18 protein-coding genes are annotated in these 22,661 nt (G+C 70.2%); 3 read left to right on the top strand and 15 right to left on the bottom strand.

What is annotated here, in order from left to right; genetic code table 11:
* Positions 1-47: 47 nt before the first annotated feature.
* The gene (locus ACT3T5_RS12180; protein ID WP_444594463.1) at positions 48-1,262 is read right to left on the bottom strand and encodes a glycosyltransferase; all 1,215 of its coding nucleotides are present in this window, start codon (positions 1,260-1,262) and stop codon (positions 48-50) included.
* Positions 1,263-1,371: 109 nt separating this feature from the next.
* Positions 1,372-2,565, bottom strand: coding sequence for a glycosyltransferase family 1 protein (locus tag ACT3T5_RS12175; RefSeq protein ID WP_444594462.1), 1,194 nt, complete (start codon positions 2,563-2,565; stop codon positions 1,372-1,374).
* 125 nt (positions 2,566-2,690) lie between these two features.
* On the opposite strand from ACT3T5_RS12175, the gene ACT3T5_RS12170 reads away from it, so the two are divergent.
* Positions 2,691-4,997 carry a glycosyltransferase gene (locus ACT3T5_RS12170; RefSeq protein WP_444594461.1) on the top strand — a complete coding sequence of 769 codons (2,307 nt, stop codon included), beginning with the start codon at positions 2,691-2,693 and terminating at the stop codon, positions 4,995-4,997.
* Here ACT3T5_RS12170 and ACT3T5_RS12165 read toward each other — a convergent pair.
* The 13 genes from ACT3T5_RS12165 to ACT3T5_RS12105 all read right to left on the bottom strand — a co-directional run bounded on the left by ACT3T5_RS12165 (position 4,984) and on the right by ACT3T5_RS12105 (position 20,495).
* Positions 4,984-6,108, bottom strand: a complete 1,125-nt coding sequence (locus ACT3T5_RS12165; protein WP_444594460.1) for a glycosyltransferase — start codon at positions 6,106-6,108, stop codon at positions 4,984-4,986. The two genes, ACT3T5_RS12170 and ACT3T5_RS12165, sit on opposite strands and share 14 nt — an antisense overlap.
* Positions 6,105-7,949 carry an ABC transporter ATP-binding protein gene (locus tag ACT3T5_RS12160; RefSeq protein ID WP_444594459.1) on the bottom strand — a complete coding sequence of 615 codons (1,845 nt, stop codon included), beginning with the start codon at positions 7,947-7,949 and terminating at the stop codon, positions 6,105-6,107. Before ACT3T5_RS12160 ends, ACT3T5_RS12165 begins: the two co-directional genes overlap by 4 nt.
* Before the next feature lie 22 nt (positions 7,950-7,971).
* Positions 7,972-9,918 (bottom strand): DUF6541 family protein, encoded by a 1,947-nt coding sequence (locus tag ACT3T5_RS12155; protein WP_444594458.1) that lies wholly within the window; start codon positions 9,916-9,918, stop codon positions 7,972-7,974.
* 40 nt (positions 9,919-9,958) lie between these two features.
* Positions 9,959-11,452, bottom strand: coding sequence for a glycosyltransferase (locus tag ACT3T5_RS12150; protein ID WP_444594457.1), 1,494 nt, complete (start codon positions 11,450-11,452; stop codon positions 9,959-9,961).
* Positions 11,442-12,458, bottom strand: a complete 1,017-nt coding sequence (locus ACT3T5_RS12145; protein ID WP_444577860.1) for a Gfo/Idh/MocA family protein — start codon at positions 12,456-12,458, stop codon at positions 11,442-11,444. The genes ACT3T5_RS12150 and ACT3T5_RS12145 overlap by 11 nt, the downstream gene beginning before the upstream one ends.
* Positions 12,459-12,460: 2 nt before the next feature.
* Positions 12,461-13,570, bottom strand: a complete 1,110-nt coding sequence (locus ACT3T5_RS12140; protein ID WP_444594456.1) for a DegT/DnrJ/EryC1/StrS family aminotransferase — start codon at positions 13,568-13,570, stop codon at positions 12,461-12,463.
* Positions 13,567-14,253, bottom strand: coding sequence for an acyltransferase (locus ACT3T5_RS12135; protein ID WP_444594455.1), 687 nt, complete (start codon positions 14,251-14,253; stop codon positions 13,567-13,569). Before ACT3T5_RS12135 ends, ACT3T5_RS12140 begins: the two co-directional genes overlap by 4 nt.
* Positions 14,254-14,442: 189 nt before the next feature.
* Positions 14,443-14,973 (bottom strand): 5-(carboxyamino)imidazole ribonucleotide mutase, encoded by a 531-nt coding sequence (gene purE / locus ACT3T5_RS12130; RefSeq protein WP_444577857.1) that lies wholly within the window; start codon positions 14,971-14,973, stop codon positions 14,443-14,445.
* A complete protein-coding gene (locus ACT3T5_RS12125) occupies positions 14,970-16,142 on the bottom strand; it encodes a 5-(carboxyamino)imidazole ribonucleotide synthase (protein ID WP_444594513.1) in 1,173 nt (390 codons plus the stop codon). The genes purE and ACT3T5_RS12125 overlap by 4 nt, the downstream gene beginning before the upstream one ends.
* Positions 16,143-16,278: 136 nt before the next feature.
* Positions 16,279-17,634: a sensor histidine kinase gene (locus ACT3T5_RS12120; protein WP_444577856.1), complete on the bottom strand. Its 1,356-nt coding sequence runs from the start codon at positions 17,632-17,634 to the stop codon at positions 16,279-16,281.
* Between the two features lie 3 nt (positions 17,635-17,637).
* Positions 17,638-18,333, bottom strand: coding sequence for a response regulator transcription factor (locus ACT3T5_RS12115; protein WP_444577855.1), 696 nt, complete (start codon positions 18,331-18,333; stop codon positions 17,638-17,640).
* A gap of 48 nt (positions 18,334-18,381) precedes the next feature.
* Positions 18,382-19,518: an adenylate/guanylate cyclase domain-containing protein gene (locus tag ACT3T5_RS12110; protein WP_444577854.1), complete on the bottom strand. Its 1,137-nt coding sequence runs from the start codon at positions 19,516-19,518 to the stop codon at positions 18,382-18,384.
* A 26-nt stretch (positions 19,519-19,544) separates the two neighbouring features.
* The gene (locus ACT3T5_RS12105) at positions 19,545-20,495 is read right to left on the bottom strand and encodes a biotin--[acetyl-CoA-carboxylase] ligase (RefSeq protein ID WP_444577853.1); all 951 of its coding nucleotides are present in this window, start codon (positions 20,493-20,495) and stop codon (positions 19,545-19,547) included.
* A gap of 300 nt (positions 20,496-20,795) precedes the next feature.
* Between ACT3T5_RS12105 and ACT3T5_RS12100 the strand changes: the two genes are divergently transcribed.
* Positions 20,796-22,385 (top strand): acyl-CoA carboxylase subunit beta, encoded by a 1,590-nt coding sequence (locus ACT3T5_RS12100; protein ID WP_444577852.1) that lies wholly within the window; start codon positions 20,796-20,798, stop codon positions 22,383-22,385.
* Positions 22,382-22,627: a hypothetical protein gene (locus ACT3T5_RS12095; RefSeq protein ID WP_444577851.1), complete on the top strand. Its 246-nt coding sequence runs from the start codon at positions 22,382-22,384 to the stop codon at positions 22,625-22,627. The genes ACT3T5_RS12100 and ACT3T5_RS12095 overlap by 4 nt, the downstream gene beginning before the upstream one ends.
* Positions 22,628-22,661 lie beyond the last annotated feature (34 nt).

Genomic DNA, 22,661 nt, shown 5'->3' with positions numbered 1-22,661 from the left:
ATCAATCTCCTCATTAGTTGACATCGCCACCGAAAGCACCGGGACCATTAGACCTGCGATCCATCTCCGGCGGAATTTCCTGCGCGTCCGGTTGCGCCACCGTCACGTTGCGCCAGTCGAAGAACCGCGTCATGCCATGGCGCTGACGACCTCTCGCTGCTGAGCACTTCCGCCGCGACATCAGCAGCAGACTTATATTCGTCGACTGCCTCGACGGTCAGGGATTCCAACGCGGCAGCGAGATCCTCGACGTCGAATCCGCGAGCGACGACTCCCAGAGAGTTCTCTTCGATACAACGAGCCATGTCCACGCTCGGCCCGCTGACGATCGCGAGTCTCGCCTGGACGAACTCGAACAACTTATTCGGAAGCGCGCGCTCCTGGTTGAAGTTCGAGGGCGGACAGGCGTAGAACCCGACATCGAATTCGGCCATGGCCGGAACGAGCTCTCTGAAGGAGACCGGCTCGCGCAGCCTCACGGCACCGCCCGGCGCCGCCGTCGCCCGTTCCTCAAGCAGCAGCCGATACTTTGCATCCCCGGGCATCAGGAACATGTCGAGAACCACGCTTCCCGGAGCGCGTCGTTCCACGAGTGCGACAGCATCGATCATCCTCTCCAGCTTTCTGCTCGGCGCCATCGCACCGGAGTACACCAGCCGCAATGGCTGTCCGGGAACTGTCGGGTGCGTCGAAATATCGGGCCGATAAGGAGCGGCATTGGGGACGATCCGGGCATCTATGCCGAATTCTTCTCGGTACGCTTCCGCGAGCCCCTGGGAGACTGTGGTCGCACTATCAGCGCGAGTCACATAATTGCGCACCATCCAACGGTTGATCGGCCTCGTGAAGCGCCGCCAGGTGCGACTGTCCTCGCCCTGACGGGTGGCGTATTCATGGAGATCAGAATGCCATCCGAGCCGAGGCTGCAAGGAAAGCGCCACGGGAGCAACGTTCGCGTCGTTGGCAACGATGATGTCGTACTCACCGGGAGCAATGTTCGCCAGCAGAAATTTCACCCATGGCGCACCGAAATACAACTGATGCAGTCGACGGCTGAGCACAAGTGCGTAGTAGAGACGGTAGTTATGACGCCAGGCACCGAGAGAGTCGGGGATCTGCAGATGCGAGGCGACGCCATCAGGGGCCGCTCCGTATCCGGCTGTGTGCACCTCGCCGAGGCCCTTCAGAAGCGCGATCTGGCGCAGCACGCGCGGGTCGCGCTCGATCGGGGACAGGGAGAGAACCAGGATTGAGGGGCTCACTGGGCTCGTCCTCGGCATCGGAGTTCACGTATCACGGAGTGATCCTCGCATGTCAGAGCACCAGACACGAGGGATCGCGCAGGCTCAGGCGTGTCCATTCTGTGACCTTTCACCGACGCTCCGAGGGGTCCGAGGCAGCAGAGGATTCCGACCCGACGAGGGCACTGATGGCCTCGCGCCATGGCTCGGAGGTGACCTCTGCGCTCAGTGACTGCGCGTGGGCGTCGGCAGCGGCCTTCCACTGCGCGATCTGATCCGGATCGAGGGCGAGCAGCGCGGCACGGATGCGCTCGGCGGTCGCCTCCTCGACGGCGGTGCCGATGCCGTGCTCCTGGACGATCTCGCGCATGTCGATCCCGGGGCCGACGATCACGCCGAGCCGTGCCTGGACGTACTCGAACAGCTTGTTCGGCAGCGCATGGACGATGTTGAAGTTCGTCGGCGGGTAGATGATCAGGCCCAGGTCGTAGCCCGCCAAGGTGGGGACGATCTCCGCGAAGGGGACGGGATCGCAGATCCGCACGCCCGCGTCGGGATGCGCCGCGACGAGCTCGCCGAGCTCCCGGTGGTAGGACGCATCGCCGCCCTTGAGGTACAGGTCCAGCGTGAGACGGCCGGGGGCTGTGGCTGCGGCCTCGATCACGGCGCCCACCATCTCGGCGATGCCGCGTCCGCGCACGGCGGAGCCCATGTGCACCAGGCGCATCGGGGAGCCGACGGCGGAGGGCTCGATGTCCCCGCGGAACGGGGAGGCGTTCGGGACCACCTCCGCGGTCACCCCGTACTCGGTGGCGTACTGCGCAGCGAGGCCGGGTGAGACGGTCGTCACCGAATCCGCGAGGGTGACGTAACGACGGACCATCCAGCCCTGGAACGGCCCTACCAGCGTGCGCCACCAGCGCTCATCCTCGCGCTGTCGCGGAGCGTACTCGTGGAGGTCGGCGTGGACCCCGAGCCGCGGCTGCAGCGCGAGCGCGAGAGGAACAGCGTTCACGTCGTTGGCGATGATCACGTCGACGCTGTGCGGGGCCACCCGGTCCAGGACGAATCTCGTGCGTCGGGAGCCGAAGTAGGCGCGGTGATACCGACGTGCGGCGTACAGGGCCATCAGATGCCGGAAGCTCGGCCGCAGGGAATCCAGGTGGGCGGGCACCTCGACGTGCTCCGAGACGCCGGCCGGGGTGCTCCCGTACCCGACGGTCACCAGCTCGTAGTCGTCCTTGAACATCTCGATCTGCCGCAGCACCCGGGGATCACCCGTCAGCACCGAGAACGACATGATCAGAAGACGTGCACGTGACATGCTCGAAGTGCTCCCTCGGGGGTCGTGGATCGGCCGTGGCCGGAGGCCGTACAGGCCACCCACATGGTACGCGGGGACGGGCGCGCTCCGATGCAGGCCATGGTCGTGGCACGATGACGTCATCCATGGTTCATCTCCGTCCCGAAGGGACCTTCGTGCGCATCACGGTCATCACCACCTGGTTCCCCACCGACGTGGCCCCGTCCCGAGGATCCTTCGTAGTCCGCGACACCCTGGCGATCGCCCGGCATGCCGAGGTGCGGCTGATCCACCTGGTGCCTCCGGCCGATGACGATGGCAGCCGTCGCCTCGTCCATGAGGGGATCGACGTGCTCCGCATCCCGATGGACCCCAGGCGGCCCGACCAGGTGCTGCGGGCGGCCCGCGCTCTGAAGGACGCCGTGCGCGGCGCCGACGCCGTGCACTCCATGGCGTTCTCCTCCCTGCTCCCCCTCGCGCTGCGGCGACCGGACGTGCCGTGGATCCACACCGAGCACTGGTCCGCGCTGACCACCCCGGCCACACTCCCCCGGCCGGCCCAGCTCGGGCTCCCCGTGCTCCGTCATCTGCTGTCCCTCCCCGACCGGGTGACGGCCGTCTGCGACTTCCTCGCCGCACCGATCCGCGAGGTGCGCGCCGCACGACCCACTGCGATCGTCCCCTGCATCGTCGAGCCCGGCGAGGTCGTCCCGCGTCGCGATCGCCGTGACGGTGCCCTGCGCCTGGTCTCCACCGGTGGGCTCATCGATCGCAAGGACCCGCTGCTGGCCGTCGACGTGCTCGCTCGCCTCGTCGAGCGCGGGGTCGACGCGCATCTCGAATGGCTCGGGGATGGGCCGCTGCGGGAGGACACCATCCGCCGGGCGGTGGAGCGCGGGGTCTCCGAACGCCTGGTCCTGGCGGGCAGCGTACCCAGCGACGAGGTGCGTGCGGCCCTCGCCCGAGCCGACCTGTTCTTCGGTCCCACCAAGGCCGACAACTTCTTCGTCTCCGCGGCAGAGGCGATCGTGGCCGGCCGGCCCGTCGTGCTCGGCGCCACCGGCGGTCAGGGCGAGTACGTGCAGCCGAAGGTCGGCTCGCTGGTCCCCGAGCAGGACGTCGAGGCCTACGCCGACGCCGTGCTCGAGGTCGACGAGCGGACCCGCGACCTCGGGGCCCAGGAGATCGCCGACACCATCGGCGAGAGCTTCTCCACGCGCACCGTCGCAGCGGGCTACCGCGCCCAGTACGAGCTGCTGCTCGACGGCAGCGGCGACCTCGACGCCGCCCACTCCGCAGGGACCGCAGAGACCGCACTGTCTGCAGGTTTGCCGGATGCCGGCGCCGGACGCCCGGTCGTCGACGTGATCATCGCCTGCCACACCCCGGATCGTCCCGTGGGCCGTGCCGTCGCCTCCGTCCTGGAGGGGAACGGCGAGCAGGCGCGTGTCACCGTGGTCTGCCACAACATCGAGGCGGCTGAGATCGCCGCCGTGCTCCGACCGGAGCACCGCGATCGGGTGCGGCTGCTGGAGCATCGGGACGCCTACCGCTCGGCCTCGGGCCCGTTCAACGCCGGGATCCGGGCCAGCGGGAGCGAGTTCGTCGCGATCCTCGGTTCCGATGACACCCTCGCCCCGGGCGCCGTCAGCTCCTGGCTCGAGGTGCAGGAGCGCACCGGAGCGGAATTCGTGGTCACCCGGCTGGCCCTGGGATCGGCCGCTGCGGGCGTCCCGACGCCCGCGGCGCGCCTGTGGCGTCACGGCCTCGTGGACCTGGTCGCCGATCGTCTGAGCTACCGGTCCGCGCCGCTCGGCCTGATGCGCCGATCGCTGCTCGGGTCCACCGGGATCGAGCTCGTCGAGGGGGCGACGATCGGGGGCGATGTCGCGATGGTCACCCGCCTCATGGCCACCTGGCGCACTGCCTACGACCGTTTCGGCCCCGCCTACGTGATCGGTGAGGACGCCGGTGACCGTGTCACCTACGTGGTGCGCCCGATGCGGGAGCAGCTCGGCTTCTTCCCGGATCTGCTCGACGCCGGGTGGTTCGCGGAGCTGTCCGCGGACGCCCGTCGCTCGATCGGCACGAAGCTCCTGCGCATCCACGTCTTCGGAGCGGTCTTCTACCGAGAGGACCCGTCCATCTGGACGCCGCAGGAACGGGCCGATCTGGCGGCCATCACGGCCGAGGTGATCGATCGCGCTCCCGGCTGCCTGGAGCCGCTGTCCCGGGCGGACCGCCGGCTCGTCGACGCCTGCCTGGACCCCGAGGTCCTGGCGACCGAGCTCATCGCCGCCGCGCAGGACCGCCGCCGCCACGGTCGCCCGGCGACCCTCATCCCGCGCGAGCCGCGGTTCGTGCTGGACCGCGAGGCCCCGCTGCGCTTCATGGCGGCGTCCCTGGCGGTGCGCCACCTGCCGCGTCTGCGGGCGGCGATCAGCGGGCGCTGATCGCGTCCAGAGCGCGGGCCCACGCCTCGATCTGGACCTCGGCCGAGAGCACCTGCGCCGACGCGTCGGCCGCGTGCTTGAAGCGATCGATCTGCGCCGCATCCAGGCTGCGGAGGACGGCGCGCAGGGACTCCGCGTCAGGGCCCGGCAGCACCTCTCCGATCCCGTGCTCGCGCACCAGATCCGCCATGTCCGGCGACGGGCCCACCAGCACGCCCACCCGGGCCTGCACCGCCTCGAAGAGCTTGTTGGGCAGGCTGTGCTCGAGGTTGAAGGTGGTGGGCGGGAACACGACGATGGACAGGTCGTACTCGGCGACGGCGTCCACCAGATCGGTGTACGCGACGGGATCCCGGAAGCGGACTGCCGGGAGGTCCCGGGCACGCTCCTGCAGGGCCTCGATGTAGCCGGGCTCGCTGGGCACCAGCATGAAGTCGAGAGTCATGCCGACGGGGGCGTCGCGCATCGCGTCGACCATGGATTCCAGCCGGCGGTTCGCGCGCGCCACCCCGGTGTGCAGGAGCCGGATCCGCTCCCCCGTGGGGCGCGGCGAACGGTCCTCGTAGGCGGCCGCATTCGTGACGACCTCAGGCACGACGCCGAACTCGCGCTCGTACTCGGCGGCGAGCCCCGGGGACACGGTGGTCACGGACTCGACCCGGGGCAGGCAGGTGCGGCAGATCCACCGCTGGTAGGGCGCGATGAACCAGCGCCAGGTGCGCACGTGCTCCTTCTCGCGGGGCGCGTACTCGTGCAGATCGGCGTGGACGCCCTGGCGCGGGGCCAGCCACAGGGCGAGCGGCAGGGTGTTCACGTCGTTCGCGAGCACGATATCCGCCCGGCCGACATGGGCCTCGAGCGCGGTGCGCGCGGCACGAACGGCGCTCATGTCCCAGTAGGCGCGGCCGAAGCGACGGGTGAGCAGGTACTTCTTGCTGCTCGGCCAGGCACGGGTGCCCTCGGGCAGTTCGATGTGCCGCACGGCGGGGTGCGGGGACGGACCGAACCCGACGGTCGTGACCTCGTACTGCTTCGCGAAGCGATCGATCTGGCGCTGGACGCGGGGATCTCGCGCGAGCGTCGAGAACGAGACGATGGTCAGCGAGGTCATTCCGCGTCCTCCTCGTGTCCCGGCTCGGCGCCGCGGACGCGGCCCAGCCCGGCCAGGGCGGCCTGCTCTGCGAACGCGGGCACGGCTGCCACGACCTCGTCGAAGGTCCCCGAGGCGGCGACCTCGCCCTCGGACATGTAGTAGACGATGTCGCAGTGCTGGATCGTCGCGAGGCGGTGCGCGACGGTGATCGTCGTGACGTCCCCACCGAGAGTGCGGATCGCGGCAGTCACCGCGGCCTCGGTCTTGGTATCCAGGGCGCTGGTGGCCTCGTCGAGCACGAGCACCGACGGCTCCGCGTACAGACCGCGCGCGATGCCCATCCGCTGGCGCTGGCCGCCGGACAGGGTCATCCCCCGCTCGCCCAGCCGCCCCTGGGTGCCGCCCGGACGGTCCGCGATCACTCCCAGCATCTGCGCCCTGGACAGGGCGGCGCTCACACGCTCTTCGTCGACATCAGTGGGATCCCAGGTCAGCGCAACGTTCTCACCGACCGTGACATCGAACAGGGCGACCTCCTGGGGCACGTAGCCCACGGTCGAGCGCCACTGACGGAGCACCGTCGTGATGTCGGTGCCGTCGACCAGGATCCTGCCGCTGCTGGGCGTGAGCAGGCCGAGGAGGAGGTCGACGAGAGTCGACTTGCCGGCGCCGGAGGTGCCCACGAAGGCGACGGCGGATCCGGCGGGGATGCGCAGGGAGACGCCGCGGATCGCCGGCTCCTCCCTGCTCGGATAGGTGAAGGTGACGTCGTCGAAGACGATGTCGTGGAGGCCGCTGTCCAAGGTCGCGGTGTCCGGGGCGTCCTGGCGCTCGACAGAGGTCCGGGCGAACTCGATGTCGTCGATGATGTAGTCCGCGAAGGCGGCGTTGGTCAGGATGCGGTTCTGGGTCGCCTGGAAGCGGGTCAGCGAGGGGACCAGGCGGAATCCGGCGACGGCGAAGAGTGCGACCGAGGTCATCGCGGAGGCCGCCCCGTTGTCCGGCAGCCCGGCCAGGTAGCCGGCCCCGCCGACCACCACGAACCCGCCGACCAGGCCGGCGTCGAGCACGAACCGGGGCATCTGGTTGTAGTACTGCGCGAAGGCGCGGGTGCGTGCTGCTGCCGAACGACGGTCGGCGACGATGTCCGTCACCTGCTTCTCGTTGCCCTTGAGGGTGAGCTCCTTGAGGGCCGCGAGCACCTCGCCGAGCAGCCGGACCACGGCGATCGAGTTGTCCCGGTTGGCGGCGCCGTTGCTCACCGCGAGCGGGCTGATCACCCGGGAGAGGATCAGAGCGATCAGTCCCAGATAGGCGAAGGTCGCGAGGGCGGTCTGCCAGTCGAGCAGCAGCAGCCCCACGCCGATCACCGTGATCGTGGCGAACTCGGCGACCACCGTCATCGACGGCATGAGCACATTGGCGACCACGGCGGCGACGCCGGAATCGACCATGCGGATGATCTCCTGCGTCGACTTCGACGTCCGGTCCACCCAGGAGGCGGACATGTACGTGCGGAAGAGCGTCTGCCCGATCGAGACCTCGTGCTGCGCGAATCGCTGGGTGGCGATCCGGATCGTAAGCAGGTTCAGGAAGCTCTTGACGATGATGAGGACGACGAACACCCCGACCAGCCACATCATCTCCTCGAAGGAGCGCAGCTCCCAGCCGACGAGCGGGATCGTCACCGACTGATCAGGGCTGGTCAGCCCGGGGATGACGATGGCGATCGCGCCGAGCGCCACGACGTCCAGCAGAGCCAGCAGACTCATCACGACGCCGAAGGTCACCAGGAACCGTCGGGAGTTCGCCGGCAGCACCGAGAGGGTGCGGCGCACGATCCTGAGCGTCTGCTTCACTGGTCGTCCTCTTCCGGTCGGGTCAGCATGGGGCCTCCAGTTCGTACAGGGCATAGGGTCCCTCGCCGGCGACGGGCGTCAGCAGGGAGTCGGGGATCTCGCGGAGCCCGTCCCACGGTGCCGAGGCCTCCGGGTTCAGGGCGACGCCGGAGTGCTCCGACGTGTCACGGTACAGGTGGGTGGGGTGGAGGCGCTGATAGGCGGCGCACACCCGCTCGTCCTCGTCGGCCCTCATGTACCAGGCCGCCAGCATCCGGCTGTCCCGGGTCTGCGGGGTCGCGAGGGTCGGGAACACCGTGGTGACTCCGCCGATGGACCAGTAGAGGGTCGCTCCGTCACGCGGATCCGCGAGGACGACCGCATCGTCCGGGAGCTCGGCCGCAGTGCGCTCGATGAAGTCCCGCTCCCGCTGGGTGTCGTACGGGGCGAGGTGCACGCCGTACGCCGTGTAGGCGAGGGAGCCCATCAGAGGCAGCCGCTGCGGGACGAGGAGCGCGACGACCACCGTGACCAGCAGAGCACCGACGGCGAGAGGCGCCAGCCACGCCTGGGTGCGTCGGCCTCGGGCCGTCGACAGGGCGACGACCGCGAGCACACCGCGGGCGGCGAGGATCACGAGCAGGCACATGAGCAGCGGGGCGATCCGCTCGCGCGCCCCGTACCAGGGGTTGACCAGCGCCCCGCTGAGCGCGCCGGGCAGCTCGGTCGCCACGGAGAGGCCGAAGCAGACGAGCGCGCCGACGCCGGCGGTGAGGGTCACCGGGTCCCGGTGCCGAGCGCCGGCGACGATCCCGATCAGGGCGAGCAGCATCACCACGGCCACGGGCCAGATCGGGTCGCCGATCACCGGGATCCGGGGGGAGTCCACGAGGATCTGCCGCACGACCTCCCCCAGCGGCAGCGAGCTCGGCCGGGTCAGGTCCATCCCGCTGAGCATCGTCGCGGACAGGGCCACCGCCGCCCCGGCCGCGAGCAGAGCCGCGGCGAGCTGGAGAGCACCACGGCGGGCGTTGTCGCGCTCCAGGAACCTCTGCGCCCCACGGACCAGCAGCGCGAGGCCCGCGACCACCGCGACGGAGAAGAAGACTGCGGGGTGGGCGAGGGCGGCTCCGGCGATCACCGCGAGATGGCCCAGCACGGCCCGGACCCCCGGGGTGCGGCGGGGGTCGTCCGCGAGGTGGAGGGCGGAGGCGAGGGCGAGGGGCAGGCAGAGGACGCCGAGGACGGTCGGCCAGAGGCCCATCACCAGGGCCATCGCAGGAGTGCTGAGGAACAGCGTGGAGGCCAGTGCACCGGCGGTCACCGCGACCGGGAGCGCTCGGTGCGGCCCGAGCACGCTCGCGAGCATCGCGGCGATCGCGGCCGGCAGGGCGGCGAGGACCGCGAGGAGCATGGCGTTGGCGCTCGTCACCGTGCTGAAGGGCAGGAGGGCGGCGAGGGCGTCGAACATCACCGGGTAGAAGGTGGGCTCACCGTAGATGGGGGTCGGGGCGGTGGTGAGACCGGCATCGCCGGAGTCCCGGATGAACGCGATCGCGGAGAGATGGAAGAAGGCGTCGTAGCCGCCCTGGAGGGTGTCGATGCCTCCCATCCGTCGCGAGGACGAGGCGACGACGGCCAGCCCGGCGAGCACCACGCCCAGGCTGGTGACCAGGTGCGCCGTGGGGTTCTGGGTGCCCGTTCGGGACGGCGGGTCGCTGCGATGCTGTCCGGGCCGACGGCGCCGATGCAGACGTCGGAGCAGGAGCGTCGCCGCAGCGAGGATCACCACGCAGGCGACCACGGTCAGGGGATGCCAGAGGATGCCGAGCACGGAGAAGAGCGTGCTCAGCAGCACGGCCACGATCACGGTGACGACCGGGGCCCAGCCCCAGCGCACAGGGACCTGCACGTCGAGCGCCCGCAGCACCACATACCCCGGCAGGGCGAGGACCGCCCAGGCGACCAGCACCGGGAGGACCCAGGTCATCGTCCCGCCCCTCGGGGCTCCGCACAGCGGTGGTGCGTCATCAGCACCTCGAGGCGCGGAGCGCGTGGTCGTAGCCGTCGACCACGCTCGCCGGGCTGCGGTGCAGCACCGCCCAGTCGCGGGCGGCCGCGGACTCCTCGGCGTAGCGCACAGGATCCTGGAGCGCCCGGATCCGCTGCGCGGCGGACTCGACGTCCGGCACCACCCATTGCTCCTGGTAGATCGAGGAGGCGCCTCCGTACTCACGGGCGTGCGGCCAGTCGCGCACCACGGCGGGGCAGCCGGTGGCCAGACCCTCCATCACGGATTCGTGCGTGCCCTCACCGAAGGAGGACGAGAGCACGACGCCGGCCGCGGCGAAGATCTCGGGAACGTCCCGGCGCACGCCGAGCTGTTCGACCGCACCGGAGGGCAGGGCGGCGAGCCGCTGGCGGACCCGGCTCTGGTACGGGGTGTCCTCCTCCGGCAGGTCCGGGAGCTCGGGTCCGACGAGCTTGAGGCGGTAGCCGGGATCCTCCCGGTGCAGGCGCTCGATGAGGTCGAGGGAGAACAGCACGTCCTTGATCTCGCGGTTCCATCCCACCTGGACGAGGGCCCGGGTGTCGCGGGGCGTGTCGGAGACGGTGCCCAGGCCACGGCTGAGCAGGTTGCCCACGATGTCCGTGGGGACGGACGCGGACGCGGGCGCGGTCGCGGTGACGAGACCTCGGATCGGCGGGGACACGTGCAGCAGGCGATCGATCACGGAGTGGTCGTGGAGCAGCGGGAACGGGGTGAAGGCTTCGAAGCGGTGATAGCGGGCGACGAGGCGGCGCGGGGCCATGTCCAGCATCGTGATCCAGCTGAGGATGTGATGGCCCCATTCGACGAAGGCGACGTCGGCCCACTCATAGGCCTCGACCAGCCGCTCGGGGGTCGCGATCCTGCGCCCTTCGGTGACCAGGTCGTAGCGGGCGCGCAGGATGCGCTCCCGGTCAGGCCGATCCGCCTCGGGCAGGCCGTCGACCTCGAACTCGAGGATCTCGAAGCGACCCGTCTCGCGCAGGGCATCGAGCAGCGGGCGCAGGAACGTCCAGTTCTGCTGGGCGATCACCAGCAGGTGGACCGCCGACTCGCCGTCACCGCCCTCGCCGGAGCGCGGTTCCGGGCGTCGGGGCGCCGACCCCTCGGGGATCGGCGTCTCCAGCAGGATCCGACCGGTCCTGGAGGCGCGCAGGGGGCGCAGGAACGCCGTCGGGTCCTCGACCAGGGGCGAGCAGGCGCCCATGTGGAGCGTCGGGTGATAGGCGACCCGCAGGGCCTTGTCGAACCACCGCACGGCCGACGCGATGCGCCGACGCTCCAAGGACCGATCTGCTCGCGCGAGCAGGATCTCCTCGTCGCGCCTCCAGTCATGGCCCTCCTGCCCGGCCGAGAGCTCGTCGAGGGCCACGAAGTACGTCCCCAGGCCGCCTACGGCTCCGGGGACGCGCCGTACGGCCCGTGATCCGGCGAGGATCAGATCCTGGGCCAGCCGTCCGACGTCAGCGCTCACCTGGCGCGGTCCTGTCCAGGGACACGACGGTGCCCTCGCGTGCGCTCTCCAGCACGGCCTCGACGGTGCGGACGGTGTGCAGCCCCTCGCGCATGGTCACGATGTTGGAGGAGTCCCCGTTGATCGCATCGCGGAACGCCTGGTGCTCGGTGGCCAGGGGCTCCTGCCGCTGCAGGGAGTAGGTGATCGAATCGCCCTCGCTGACGCCACGGAAGGAGGCCATCGACTCCCAGAGGTTCGTGGTCGCCTCCCCGTTGGCGTGGAAGGTGAGATCCGCGTTCAGGGTGTCGGCGATCAGGGCGCCGTTCTCGCCGGTGACGACGGTGACGCGTTCCTTGAACGGGGACAGCCAGTTCACGAGGTGGTTGGTGATCGTGCCGTCCTCGAGGCGGCCGGCCACGGAGACCATGTCCTCGTCGTCGCGGCCGCTGCGACGCGTGGAGGTGGCCCCCACCGAGGCGTACGGCGACTGGGCGACCCAGGCGGTGAGGTCGAGATCGTGCGTGGCGAGGTCCTTGACGACGCCGACGTCGGCGATCCGGGCGGGGAAGCCGCCCTGGCGGCGGGTGACGATCTGGTAGATCTCCCCCAGCTGCCCGTCCGCGATGCGCTTGCGCATCGCCTGCAGCGCCGGGTTGTACCGCTCGATATACCCCACCGCCCCGACCAGGCCGGCCGTCTCGAACGCCGACGCGATCTCCTCGGCCTCACCGATATCGAAGGCGAGCGGCTTCTCCACCAACGTATGCACCCCGGCCTGGGCCAGGGTCATCGCCACATCCCGATGGAACTGGGTGGGGACCGCCACGACGGCGTAGTCGATACCTGCCGCGATCAGGGCCTCCACATCCGGCAGCACATCCAGCTCCGGCGCCGCCCCGTGCGGATCGCCATACGCATCGGCGACCGCCACCAGGTCCACGCCGTCGAGGGCCTGGAGGTTGCGGGCGTGATGGCGACCCATCATGCCCAGACCGATCAGACCGGCCCGCAGATTCCTACCCATGCTCACGCACCCGCCTTCGCCACAGAGTTCACAGCCGCCACGATCCGATCCCGATCCTGTTCCGTGATGCTCGGATGCACCGGCAACGACAGCACCTCACGCGCCAGCATCTCCGTCACCGGCAGATCCACCTCCGTCAGGAACGTCGCCAAACGATGCACCGGCGTCGGGTAATACACCCCGCACCCCACCAGATACTCCTCCCGCAGCGCGGTCGCGAACGCATCCCGCTCCTGCGCCGACGCACCCTCGATCCGGATCGTGTACTGGTGATAGACGTGCGAGGCACCCTCAGCCACCACCGGCGTCACCACACCGGCCAGGTTCGCATCGAAGAACGCCGCGTTCTCCTGCCGCGTCACCGTCCACGCCGGAAGCTTGCCCAGCTGGACCCGACCGATCGCCGCATGAATATCCGTCATCCGGTTGTTGAACCCGGCGACCTCGTTCGCATACTGCTTCTCCATCCCCTGGTTCCGCAGCAGCCGCACCTGACGCGCCAGCTCCGGCGTCGCACAGGAGACCATGCCCCCCTCCCCCGAGGTCATGTTCTTCGTCGGATAGAGCGAGAACATCCCGCCCTGACCGAAGGTGCCCACCTGAGCGCCCTGCCACGTCGCCCCATGCGCCTGCGCCGCATCCTCGAACACCCACAGACCATGCTTCGCAGCGATCGCCATGATCTGGTCCATCGGCGCCGGATGCCCGTACAGATGCACCGGCTGGATACCCACCGTCCGCTCCGTGATAGCCGCCTCGATCGCCGCAGGATCCACCGTGAACGTCTCGGGATCCACATCCACGAACACCGGCGTCGCCCCACACACAGCCACCGTGTTCGCCGTCGCCGCGAACGTGAACGACGGCACGATGACCTCATCACCCGGCCCCAGACCCAGCGCCAGCATCCCCAGATGCTGACCCGAGGTCCCCGAGTTCACCGCCACCACCTCACGACCACCCGCCAGCGCCGCCGAGAACTCCTCCTCGAACGCCACCACCTCCGGACCCTGCGCCACCATCCCCGAAGCCAGCACGCGATCCACCGCGTCCCGCTCCTCCTGGCCGATGATCGGCTTCGCCGGCGGGATCATCGTGAGTTCGCTGTTCATGCGGGGAGTCCATCCTGTCCATCGGGGTCGGTGAGGGTGGCCGGGCGCGGGGCATCGGCCAACGGTGAGGAGGCGAGCAGCAGCCCGCCGGTGGAGTCGTCGGGGATGTACCACTCCCCGGTGGTGGGGCACACCCAGGCATCGGTGCCGTCGGTGGCGTGCACCAGCTTCTCGCCGGAGCGTCCCACCCAGGCGAGGCGCTTGGCGGGCACCCCGGCGACGAGAGCATGGGGCGGGACGTCCTTGACCACGGTGGCGCCGGCGGCGACCATCGCCCAGGCGCCGATGGTCACGGGGGCCACGCAGACGGCGCGGGCACCGATCGAGGCGCCGGTCTCGCAGGTGACGCCCACCGGATCCCAGTCCGAGGCGGACTTCGGGGTGAGGTCGGGGTTGACCGCTCGCGGGAAGTGATCGTTGGTGAAGACGGCCGCGGGGCCGACGAAGACGCCGTCGGCCAGCACCGCGGGCTCGTAGACCAGCGCGTAGTTCTGGACCTTGCAGCCGTTGCCCATCTGCACGCCGCTGCCGATATAGGCGCCGCGGCCGATCACGCAGTCCGTGCCGAGGTGGGCACCCTCGCGCACCTGCGCGAGATGCCAGACGGAGCTGCCGTCGCCGATGGTCGCGTCATCCGAGATGTCGGCCCCCGGGGCGACCCGGTAGGAGGGTGTGTCATTCATGGGTTCGACGATACCGCGAGGACCCCTCCAGGATCCGGAGCAGCTCGGCGGTCCCGACGAGCTGTTGCCCATATCGCGTGGCGAGTTCACCGGAACGGCACCTGGCCTTCTCCTCGTCGGCATCTCGTCGTCGAGGTCCTGTCACTATCGGCCGGAGTCAGCAGCGTCTCGGCTCAGCGACTCAGCGACTCAGCGTGAGGAGCGCAGAGTCTCGCCCTTGCGGATCGCGATCTCCCGCAGCTCGGTCTGGAAGTCGACCATCTTCTCGCGCAGCGCCACGGCCTCGACATCGCTGCCGGCGCCCAGGATCCGGGCCGCCAGCAGTCCGGCGTTGCGTGCCCCGCCGATCGAGACCGTCGCCACCGGGACCCCGGCGGGCATCTGCACGATGGACAGCAGGGAGTCGATGCCGTCGAGATGCTTGAGCGGCACGGGGACACCGATCACGGGCAGCGGGGTGAGCGAGGCGAGCATGCCGGGCAGGTGCGCGGCGCCGCCGGCCCCGGCGATCACCACGCGCAGCCCTCGCTCCGCGGCGGAGCGGCCCCAGGTGATCATGTCCTCGGGCATCCGGTGGGCCGAGATCACATCGACCTCGGCGTCGATCCCGAACTCGGCGAGCGCCTCCTCGGCGGCCTTCATGACCGGGTAGTCGGAGTCGGACCCCATGACGATGCCCACCAGGGGGCGGGGCGTGCTCGTGGTCGTCGTCCCGGTCATCGGGTCTCCTTCGTCGGTCCTGCCGGGTCGGCGGATGTGGATGCAGAGGCGGGGGCGTGGGCGGAGGCAGAGGCAGAGGCAGAGGCAGAGGCGTCGATGATGAGGTGCTCGGCGCGGTGGGCGCGCTCGAGGAGCTCCTCGGCGTCCTGGCCCACGAGCGTGACGTGGCCGATCTTCCGACCGGGACGCACCGCCTTCCCGTACAGGTGGACCTTCAGCTCCGGGTCGGCAGCGAGAGCGGCATGGACCCCGGGGGCGAGATCGGTGGCGGTTCCGCCGAGCAGGTTCACCATCACCGCGACCGGGGCGACCGCGGCGGTCGAGCCCAGCGGGAGGTCGGCGACGGCCCGCAGGTGCTGCTCGAACTGGCCGGTCACCGCGCCGTCCATGGACCAGTGTCCGGTGTTGTGGGGGCGCATGGCGAGCTCGTTGACGCTGACCTCGCCGTCCGCGGTCTCGAACAGCTCGACGGCGAGCATGCCCACCACGTCGAGGTCCTCGGCGATCGCGAGCGCGAGGGCCTGGATGCGCTCCTGGGCGGCGTCGTCGAGCCCGGCGGCGGGTGCCACGACCTCGTAGCAGACCCCGTCCTTCTGGACCGAGTGCACGATGGGATAGGCGACAGCCGCTCCCCCGGGCCGGCGGGCCACCTGGGCGGAGAGCTCGCGGGTGAAGGGCACGAGCTCCTCGGCGAGGAGGTCGCCGTGCTCCGCGAACCAGTCCTCGACCTCCGCGGCGTCCTCGACGACCCGTACGCCATGGGCGTCGTACCCTCCGCGCGGGGTCTTGACCACGAGGCGACCGGCGGCATCACCCAGCGCGGTGGCGAGCTCCTCGCGGGAACGGACCCGCCACCAGCGCGGGCAGGGATGGCCCAGCGCCGTGAGACGCTCCCGCATGACCAGCTTGTCCTGGGCATGGACGAGTGCCGCGGGGCCGGGTCGCACGGCCGCGAGACCCTGGTCCTGGATCTCCTGGAGGATCTCGGTCGGCACGTGCTCGTGGTCGAAGGTGATCACGTCGGCCTCGTCGGCGAGGGCCTGGACGGCCTCGGCGTCGTCGTGGCGACCCAGCAGCACCTGACCGGCGACCGCCGCGGCGCTCTCCGCCGGATCGGTGGCGAGCACCGGTGCGGCCAGGCCCAGCTCGATCGCGGGGCCCAGCATCATGCGGGCCAGCTGGCCTGCCCCGATGATGCCCACGCGACGCGCTCCGTGGCTCGAGTGCACGTCGTGGGCCGGATCGGGGGCGTCGGAAGGCGGGAGGGGCTGCGAAGTCTCGGACACGGCGGTCAGTGTACGAGGATCAGGCGCGCGAGCGCGGACGGCGCCGGACCACGGACCCCTGGGGCAGGGTCCCGAGGTCGTCCACGTCTCCGGAGTGCTCCCCGTCCCCGTCGGAGTCGTCCTCTCCCGGAGCGGAGATCAGGAACACGCCGAACTTCGCGGGGTCCTCGGTGAGCAGCTCGAGCCGCCCGCCGTCGTCCTCGACGAGGGTGCGGGCGAGCGCCAGCCCCACACCGGTACCGGAGGAGCTGCGCCCGGAGACGGAGCGTTCGAAGATGCGGGTGCCGAGATCAGGGTCGATCCCGCCGCCCTCATCGGTCACCTCGATGACGGTGGAATGGTCGTTGCGGCGCACCTTCACGGTGGTGCGGCCGCCCCCGTGCATGAGGGCGTTCTCGATGAGCGTGGCGATGGCCTGGGTGAGGGGACCTGTCGATCCCCAGACGGCGGCGCTGCGCGGCACCTGGATGCGCAGCTCGCGCTGGGCCCGGCGGTAGGCCGGGGACCATTCCTCGCTCTGCTGGGTGAGCACGGCGCGCAGCTCGACGACGCCGGGCGTGCGGCGCGCGGAGGAGCGGGGGGCGTTGATGAGGTCGTGGACCACCTCGGTCAGGCGGTCGATCTGCTCGAGCGAGATACGGGCCTCCTCGCGCACCCATTCCTCGGAGCTGGTCGCCAGGATCTCGTCCAGGCGCATCGAGAGGGCGGTCAGCGGTGTGCGCAGCTGGTGCGAGGCGTCCGAGGCGAGCTGGCTCTCGGCCTCCAGGCGCTCGGTGAGCATCGCGCCGGAGCGGATGAGCTCCTCGGCGACGTCGTCGATCTCGGAGATCCCCGAGGTGTTCCACGGTCCGCGGGCCCGCCCCGAGCCCATCTCCTCGGCACGCCGGTTCAACCGGGCCAGGGGCATGGAGATCCGTTGGGCCTGCCAGAGGGCGACGGAGGCGCCGATCGACAGGGCGGCAAGACCGGCGACGACGAGCAGCACCCAGGCGCTGGCCGTATGGGCGCGCACATCGGACTTGGGGATGTTCACGACGATCTGCTGCTGCTCGGACCCGTAGGCGGAGACGGACTGCGGATCAGGGCCGGGCGCCTCCCCGGCGGAGACGACCTTGCCGTCCTGGAGGGTCACGACGATCTGGATGTTCAGGTCCGTCTGCTGATCCACGATCGCCTGCAGCATCGCCGGGTCGAGGGGCACATCGTCCGCCAGCGGGGCATCGGTCGCGACCCGCGCCTGGTCAAGGATCAGGTTGGCCTGCGCGGTGAGCCTCTGCCCGGCGAGCTGCAGCCAGGACCAGCCCAGCGGGATGCCCAGCAGCAGCACGACGAGGACCACGGTGATGATCGTGGCCTGCAGCACCCGTTGCCACACGCGTCAGTTCTCCGCGCCGGTCTCGAACCGGAAACCGACACCCCTCACGGTGGTGATGCGGCGCGGGTTCGTGGCGTCGTCGCCGAGCTTCCGGCGCAGCCAGGAGATGTGCATGTCCAGGGTCTTCGTGGACCCCCACCATTCTGCGCCCCAGACCTCGCGCATGAGGTCGTCGCGCGTGACGACGCTGCCCGACTCGCGCACCAGCACTGTCAGCAGGTCGTACTCCTTGGCGGAGAGGCTGAGCTCCTCGCCGTCGACGTAGGCACGCCGAGCGGCGACGTCCAGGGAGACCCCGTTGACGTCGAAGGCGTCCCCGGACTCCTCCACGGCCTGCGAGCGCCGCATGAGGGCCCGGATGCGGGCCTGCAGCTCCCCGAGACGGAACGGCTTGGTGACGTAGTCGTCGGCCCCGGCATCGAGACCCACCACGGCGTCGACCTCGTCGGCGCGTGCGGTGAGGATCAGGATCGGCGATTCGAGCCCGCCCTTGCGCAGACGCCGAGCCACCTCGAGTCCGTCCAGGTCGGGCAGCCCGAGATCGAGGATGACCATGTCGATCGGATCGGGCCCGGCGGCGATCGCGAGCGCATCCATGCCCCGCGACGCACGCGTGACGGTGTAGCCCTCCCTGTCCAGGGCGCGGGAGAGTGGTTCAGCGATGGCCGAGTCGTCCTCGACGAGAAGCAGTCGTGTCACGATTTCCATCCTACGTCGCGATGGGTGGCGGGCCGGTCGGCCCTCTCCTCACAGTCCCAGGTCCAGCGGTGCCGACCGGTCACGGCGCATCTCCTGCACCCTCACCGATCCGATGCCGTGGAGGTCGACGTCCTCACCCTCCGAGATGCTGAAACCTCCCGGGAGCGCGAGGCCGATCGCGGCGGCCGTCTCGGAATCGACCATCACGGAGCCGGGGCGGGCCACGGATTCCATGCGGGCGGCGAGATTGACCTTGGGACCGAAGACATCACCGTACCGGGAGAACATAGACCCCCAGGACAGGCCCACCCGCACCGGAGGAAGACCCTGGTCGGAGCAGATCGTCTCGGCGAGGCTGACGGCGATCTGCGCACCGTCCTCGGGCGTGTCCGCCAGGAACATGATCTCGTCGCCGACCGTCTTGACCACGCGGCCTCCGCCGACGGAGATGACATCGCGCCCCACGGCTTCGAACCGCCCGACCACGTCGGCGAGCTCGGCGCCGGAGAGGTCCTGGGCGAGGCGGGTGAACTGCACGAGGTCGGCGAAGCCGACGGCACGCTGCAGCGGGAACAGCTCGTCGGTGTCCTGATGGAGCACCTCGGAGCCGGCCCGGGCCGCATAGGCCGCCATCTGCCGGCGGAACGCGAACATGACCTGGGATTCGAGGGTCTCGAGGAGCTCGGGGACGGAGTCGAGCATCTGCTGGCGGGCATCGGCGTCGTCCGCACCGTCGGCATGCTTCGCCTCGTCGACCAGCGCCTCGGTGATCCACATGGCGAGCCGGCCCATGTGGAAGCCCAGTCCCCGGGTGATGCTCGCGAAGGCCCGCTCCGAGAGCACGCCGTCCTCGACGATCGCCGCGAGGTCGCCGATGGAGTAGGCATCCTCCTCGGTGAACACGACGGTGTCCTCGTCGACCGGAGTGAAGCCGAGCGAGCGCCAGTAGACGGAGGTCAGCCGCTCGGGAATGTCCTGCTGCTGGGCCAGATCGCGCCGCGAGTACTTCCGCGGGCCCTGCAGCAGCACTTTCTCGAGGGCGGCGACGCTGCGTCGCACCTCGGCGAACCGCCGGTTCAGCTCCAGGATGTCGCGATCGTCGAGAGGGGTCTGCACGAGGTCGGGTGACTCCTCCGGCGGCACACCGCTCTCCCCGGACGACGGGGTCCCGTCCGAGGAAGTCATGCGCTCCAGGTCTTCGGTACCGCCGGTCACGTGCTGTGATCCTCCTGTTCGACGCCGCGATCGGCGTCTCTCGTCGGCCGAGCGGGTCCGCCCGGCCTCACATGCTTCACATCGCCGACATCGACGGCCACCGGCCCGTCGGCCCGGGGATCGCCCGGGTCGATCATCAACCGGCCCCGTCCGTCGATCCCCACTGCGGTTCCGACCAGCGCGGGCGGCGTCGCACCGCCCGTGCTCGTCTCCCCCAGCGGATCGACCCGCACGAGCTGCCCCACTGTGAGGCACGTCATAGTGTAACGGTGCTCAGTGCCTGCCGTCACCGCGTCCCCGTCCGTGGACTCCAGTGCGGCGAGCTCGCTGCTGAGGGACCGGATGATCGCCTCCGCGATCCGGTCCCCCAGGTCCTCGATCCGCTCAGGGCGTCGGGTCGCGCCCGGCGCGCAGGGACCCTCACCATCACGGATCCCTGCCTCGCCGAGCAGCCAGGCGGCTCCGGGGACGGCGGTGCCGTCACCATCCTGCACCGGACCGCGGAGATTGATCCCGATGCCGATCAGCACTCCCTGCGCGCCCCGGCCTTCGACGAGGATCCCACCGAGCTTGCGCCCGTCCGCGGTCTGCAGGTCGTTGGGCCATTTGAGGCCGATCCCGACCCTGCTCGCCCCAGCTGCCCCGCTCGCCCCGCTCGCACCGGTGACCTCGCCCGTCCCGAGAACGTCGACTGCTCCGAGGACCTCGTCGATCGCGGAGACGGCGGCCAGTCCGGCCACGAGCGGCATCCAGGTGCGCTGCGAGGGCGCGAGTCCGGTGCTGTGGGCGTAGGTGAGATAGACGTTGCCGCCGTCGGGGCTGACGAATCGGCGCCCCAGCCGCCCGCGGCCGGCCTGCTGCCGCCGCGCCGTGACCGCGAAGGGAGCCTTCTCGCCGGCGTCGAGCCGCCTCCCGGCCTCGTCCTGCGTGGAGGTCACCTCGCCCATCCGGTGGATCGGCGTGACGTGCTGGGCAGACGGAGCGTGCGGAGCGGAGTTCGCCGCAGTGGGCCTCAGGTATGCGGGAGCCACGGGCCGCGGGCCGATACCCGCTGAGTCCTCTGCCGCGTCTTCTGCCACGCGTGATCTCCCTCCTGGAGCAGATGTCCGGTGCCGCTGCGCCGTCCGCGACGGGACATGTCACTCCATGCCGGGTCGGGTCGGCCCTCGTCGGCACGTCGTAGCGTAGTATCCCGGTGTTCATCTCCCCGTATTCTTGGCGGCCTGAAGGCTGCCTCAGGAGGCTCCGTGACCGACGCCCCGCGGCCGCTCACCACCGCTCAGCGACTTGAAGACCTTCGCGAGCGCGACGCCGCGGCGGTCTCCGCAGCGGATGAGATCGCAGTCCAGAAGCAGCATGCGCGAGGCAAGAAGACTGCTCGCGAGCGCATCACCGACCTCCTCGACGACGGCTCCTTCTCGGAGACCGATCGCTTCGTGAAGCATCAGGCGAGCAACTTCGGCATCGACCGCAAGCGCCCTGCCGGCGACGGGATCGTCACCGGCTACGGCACGATCGACGGCCGGCAGGTCTGCGTCTACTCCCAGGACTTCACCGTCTTCGGCGGGTCCCTCGGCGAGGCCCACGGCCGCAAGATCCAGAAGATCCAGGATCTCGCGCTGAGCACGGGCGTGCCGATCATCGCCATCCTCGACGGCGGCGGCGCCCGCATCCAGGAGGGCGTGGCCTCACTCGCCATGTTCGCCGGCATCATGCGGCGCAACACCCGCGCCTCGGGCGTCATCCCCCAGATCGCCCTGATCATGGGCCCGGCCGCCGGCGGTGCGGTGTACTCCCCCGCACTGTCCGACATCATCGTGATGGTCGAGAAGACCTCCCACATGTTCATCACCGGTCCCGACGTGATCCGCACCGTGACCGGCGAGGACGTCGGCTTCGAGGAGCTCGGCGGTGCCCGCACGCACACCTCCCGCTCGGGCGTGGCCCACTACATGGCCCCCGACGAGGGCGAGGCCATCGAGTACGTCAAGGATCTTTTGAGCTATCTGCCGGCGAACACGCTGAGCCCGGCGCCGTCCTTCCCGGTGCTCCTCGAGGAGAGCCGGACACCGCAGGACACGGCACTGGACACCCTCGTGCCGGATTCCCCGAACCAGCCCTACGACATGCTCACCGTGCTCCGCACGGTCCTGGACGACGAGGAGTTCCTCGAGGTCCAGCCGCTCTTCGCCCGCAACATCCTGGTGGGCTTCGGCCGGGTCGAGGGACACAGCGTCGGCATCGTCGCCAATCAGCCCTCGCACCTCGCGGGCACCCTCGACATCGACGCCTCCGAGAAGGCGGCCCGGTTCGTGCGTCTGTGCGACGCCAACAACATCCCGGTCCTGACCTTCGTGGACGTGCCCGGCTTCCTGCCCGGCACCGACCAGGAGTTCGGCGGCATCATCCGTCGCGGGGCGAAGCTGCTGTACGCCTACGCCGAGGCGACCGTGCCGCTGGTCACCGTCATCACGCGCAAGGCCTACGGCGGTGCGTACATCGTCATGGGATCCAAGGATCTCGGGGCGGACATCAACCTGGCCTGGCCGACCGCGCAGATCGCGGTCATGGGCTCGCAGGGTGCGGTCAACATCCTGCATCGCGGGGACCTGCGCCAGGTCGCCGAGCAGGGCGGGGACGTCGCGGCCGAGCGCACCAGGTTCGAGGCCGAGTACGACGAGCAGTTCGCGACCCCGTACACCGCGGCCGAGCGCGGCTGGATCGATAACGTGATCCAGCCGGCCGACACCCGCATCGAGGTGGCCCGGGCGCTGCGTGCACTGCGCACCAAGCGGGACACCCTGCCCACCAAGAAGCACGGGAACATCCCGCTGTGAGCACGCCGCACACGGACGTCCAGCTCGTCCAGGGCCGGCTCGCGGCGGACGAGCTCGCCGCGATCGCCGTGGTGGTCTCGGCGATGAGCGTCACCAGCCGTCTGGAGGCCGACGAGCGCGCCCTCGCGGAGGGTCGCGGCGGCGGGCCCAGCGCCTGGAACGGCCCTGTGCACAGCCATCCCCGCGCCCACGCCCTGCGCGGTCACGCCTCCCCCACGGCCTGGCAGTTCGCCGACCGCTGAGCGGTGGCCGCCGGCCGTCGAGCACAGCGCCGGT

The sequence above is a fragment of the Brachybacterium sp. AOP3-A1-3 genome (assembly GCF_052378285.1).
Taxonomy (GTDB): domain Bacteria; phylum Actinomycetota; class Actinomycetes; order Actinomycetales; family Dermabacteraceae; genus Brachybacterium.
This window is presented reverse-complemented; position numbering and strand designations above follow the sequence as displayed.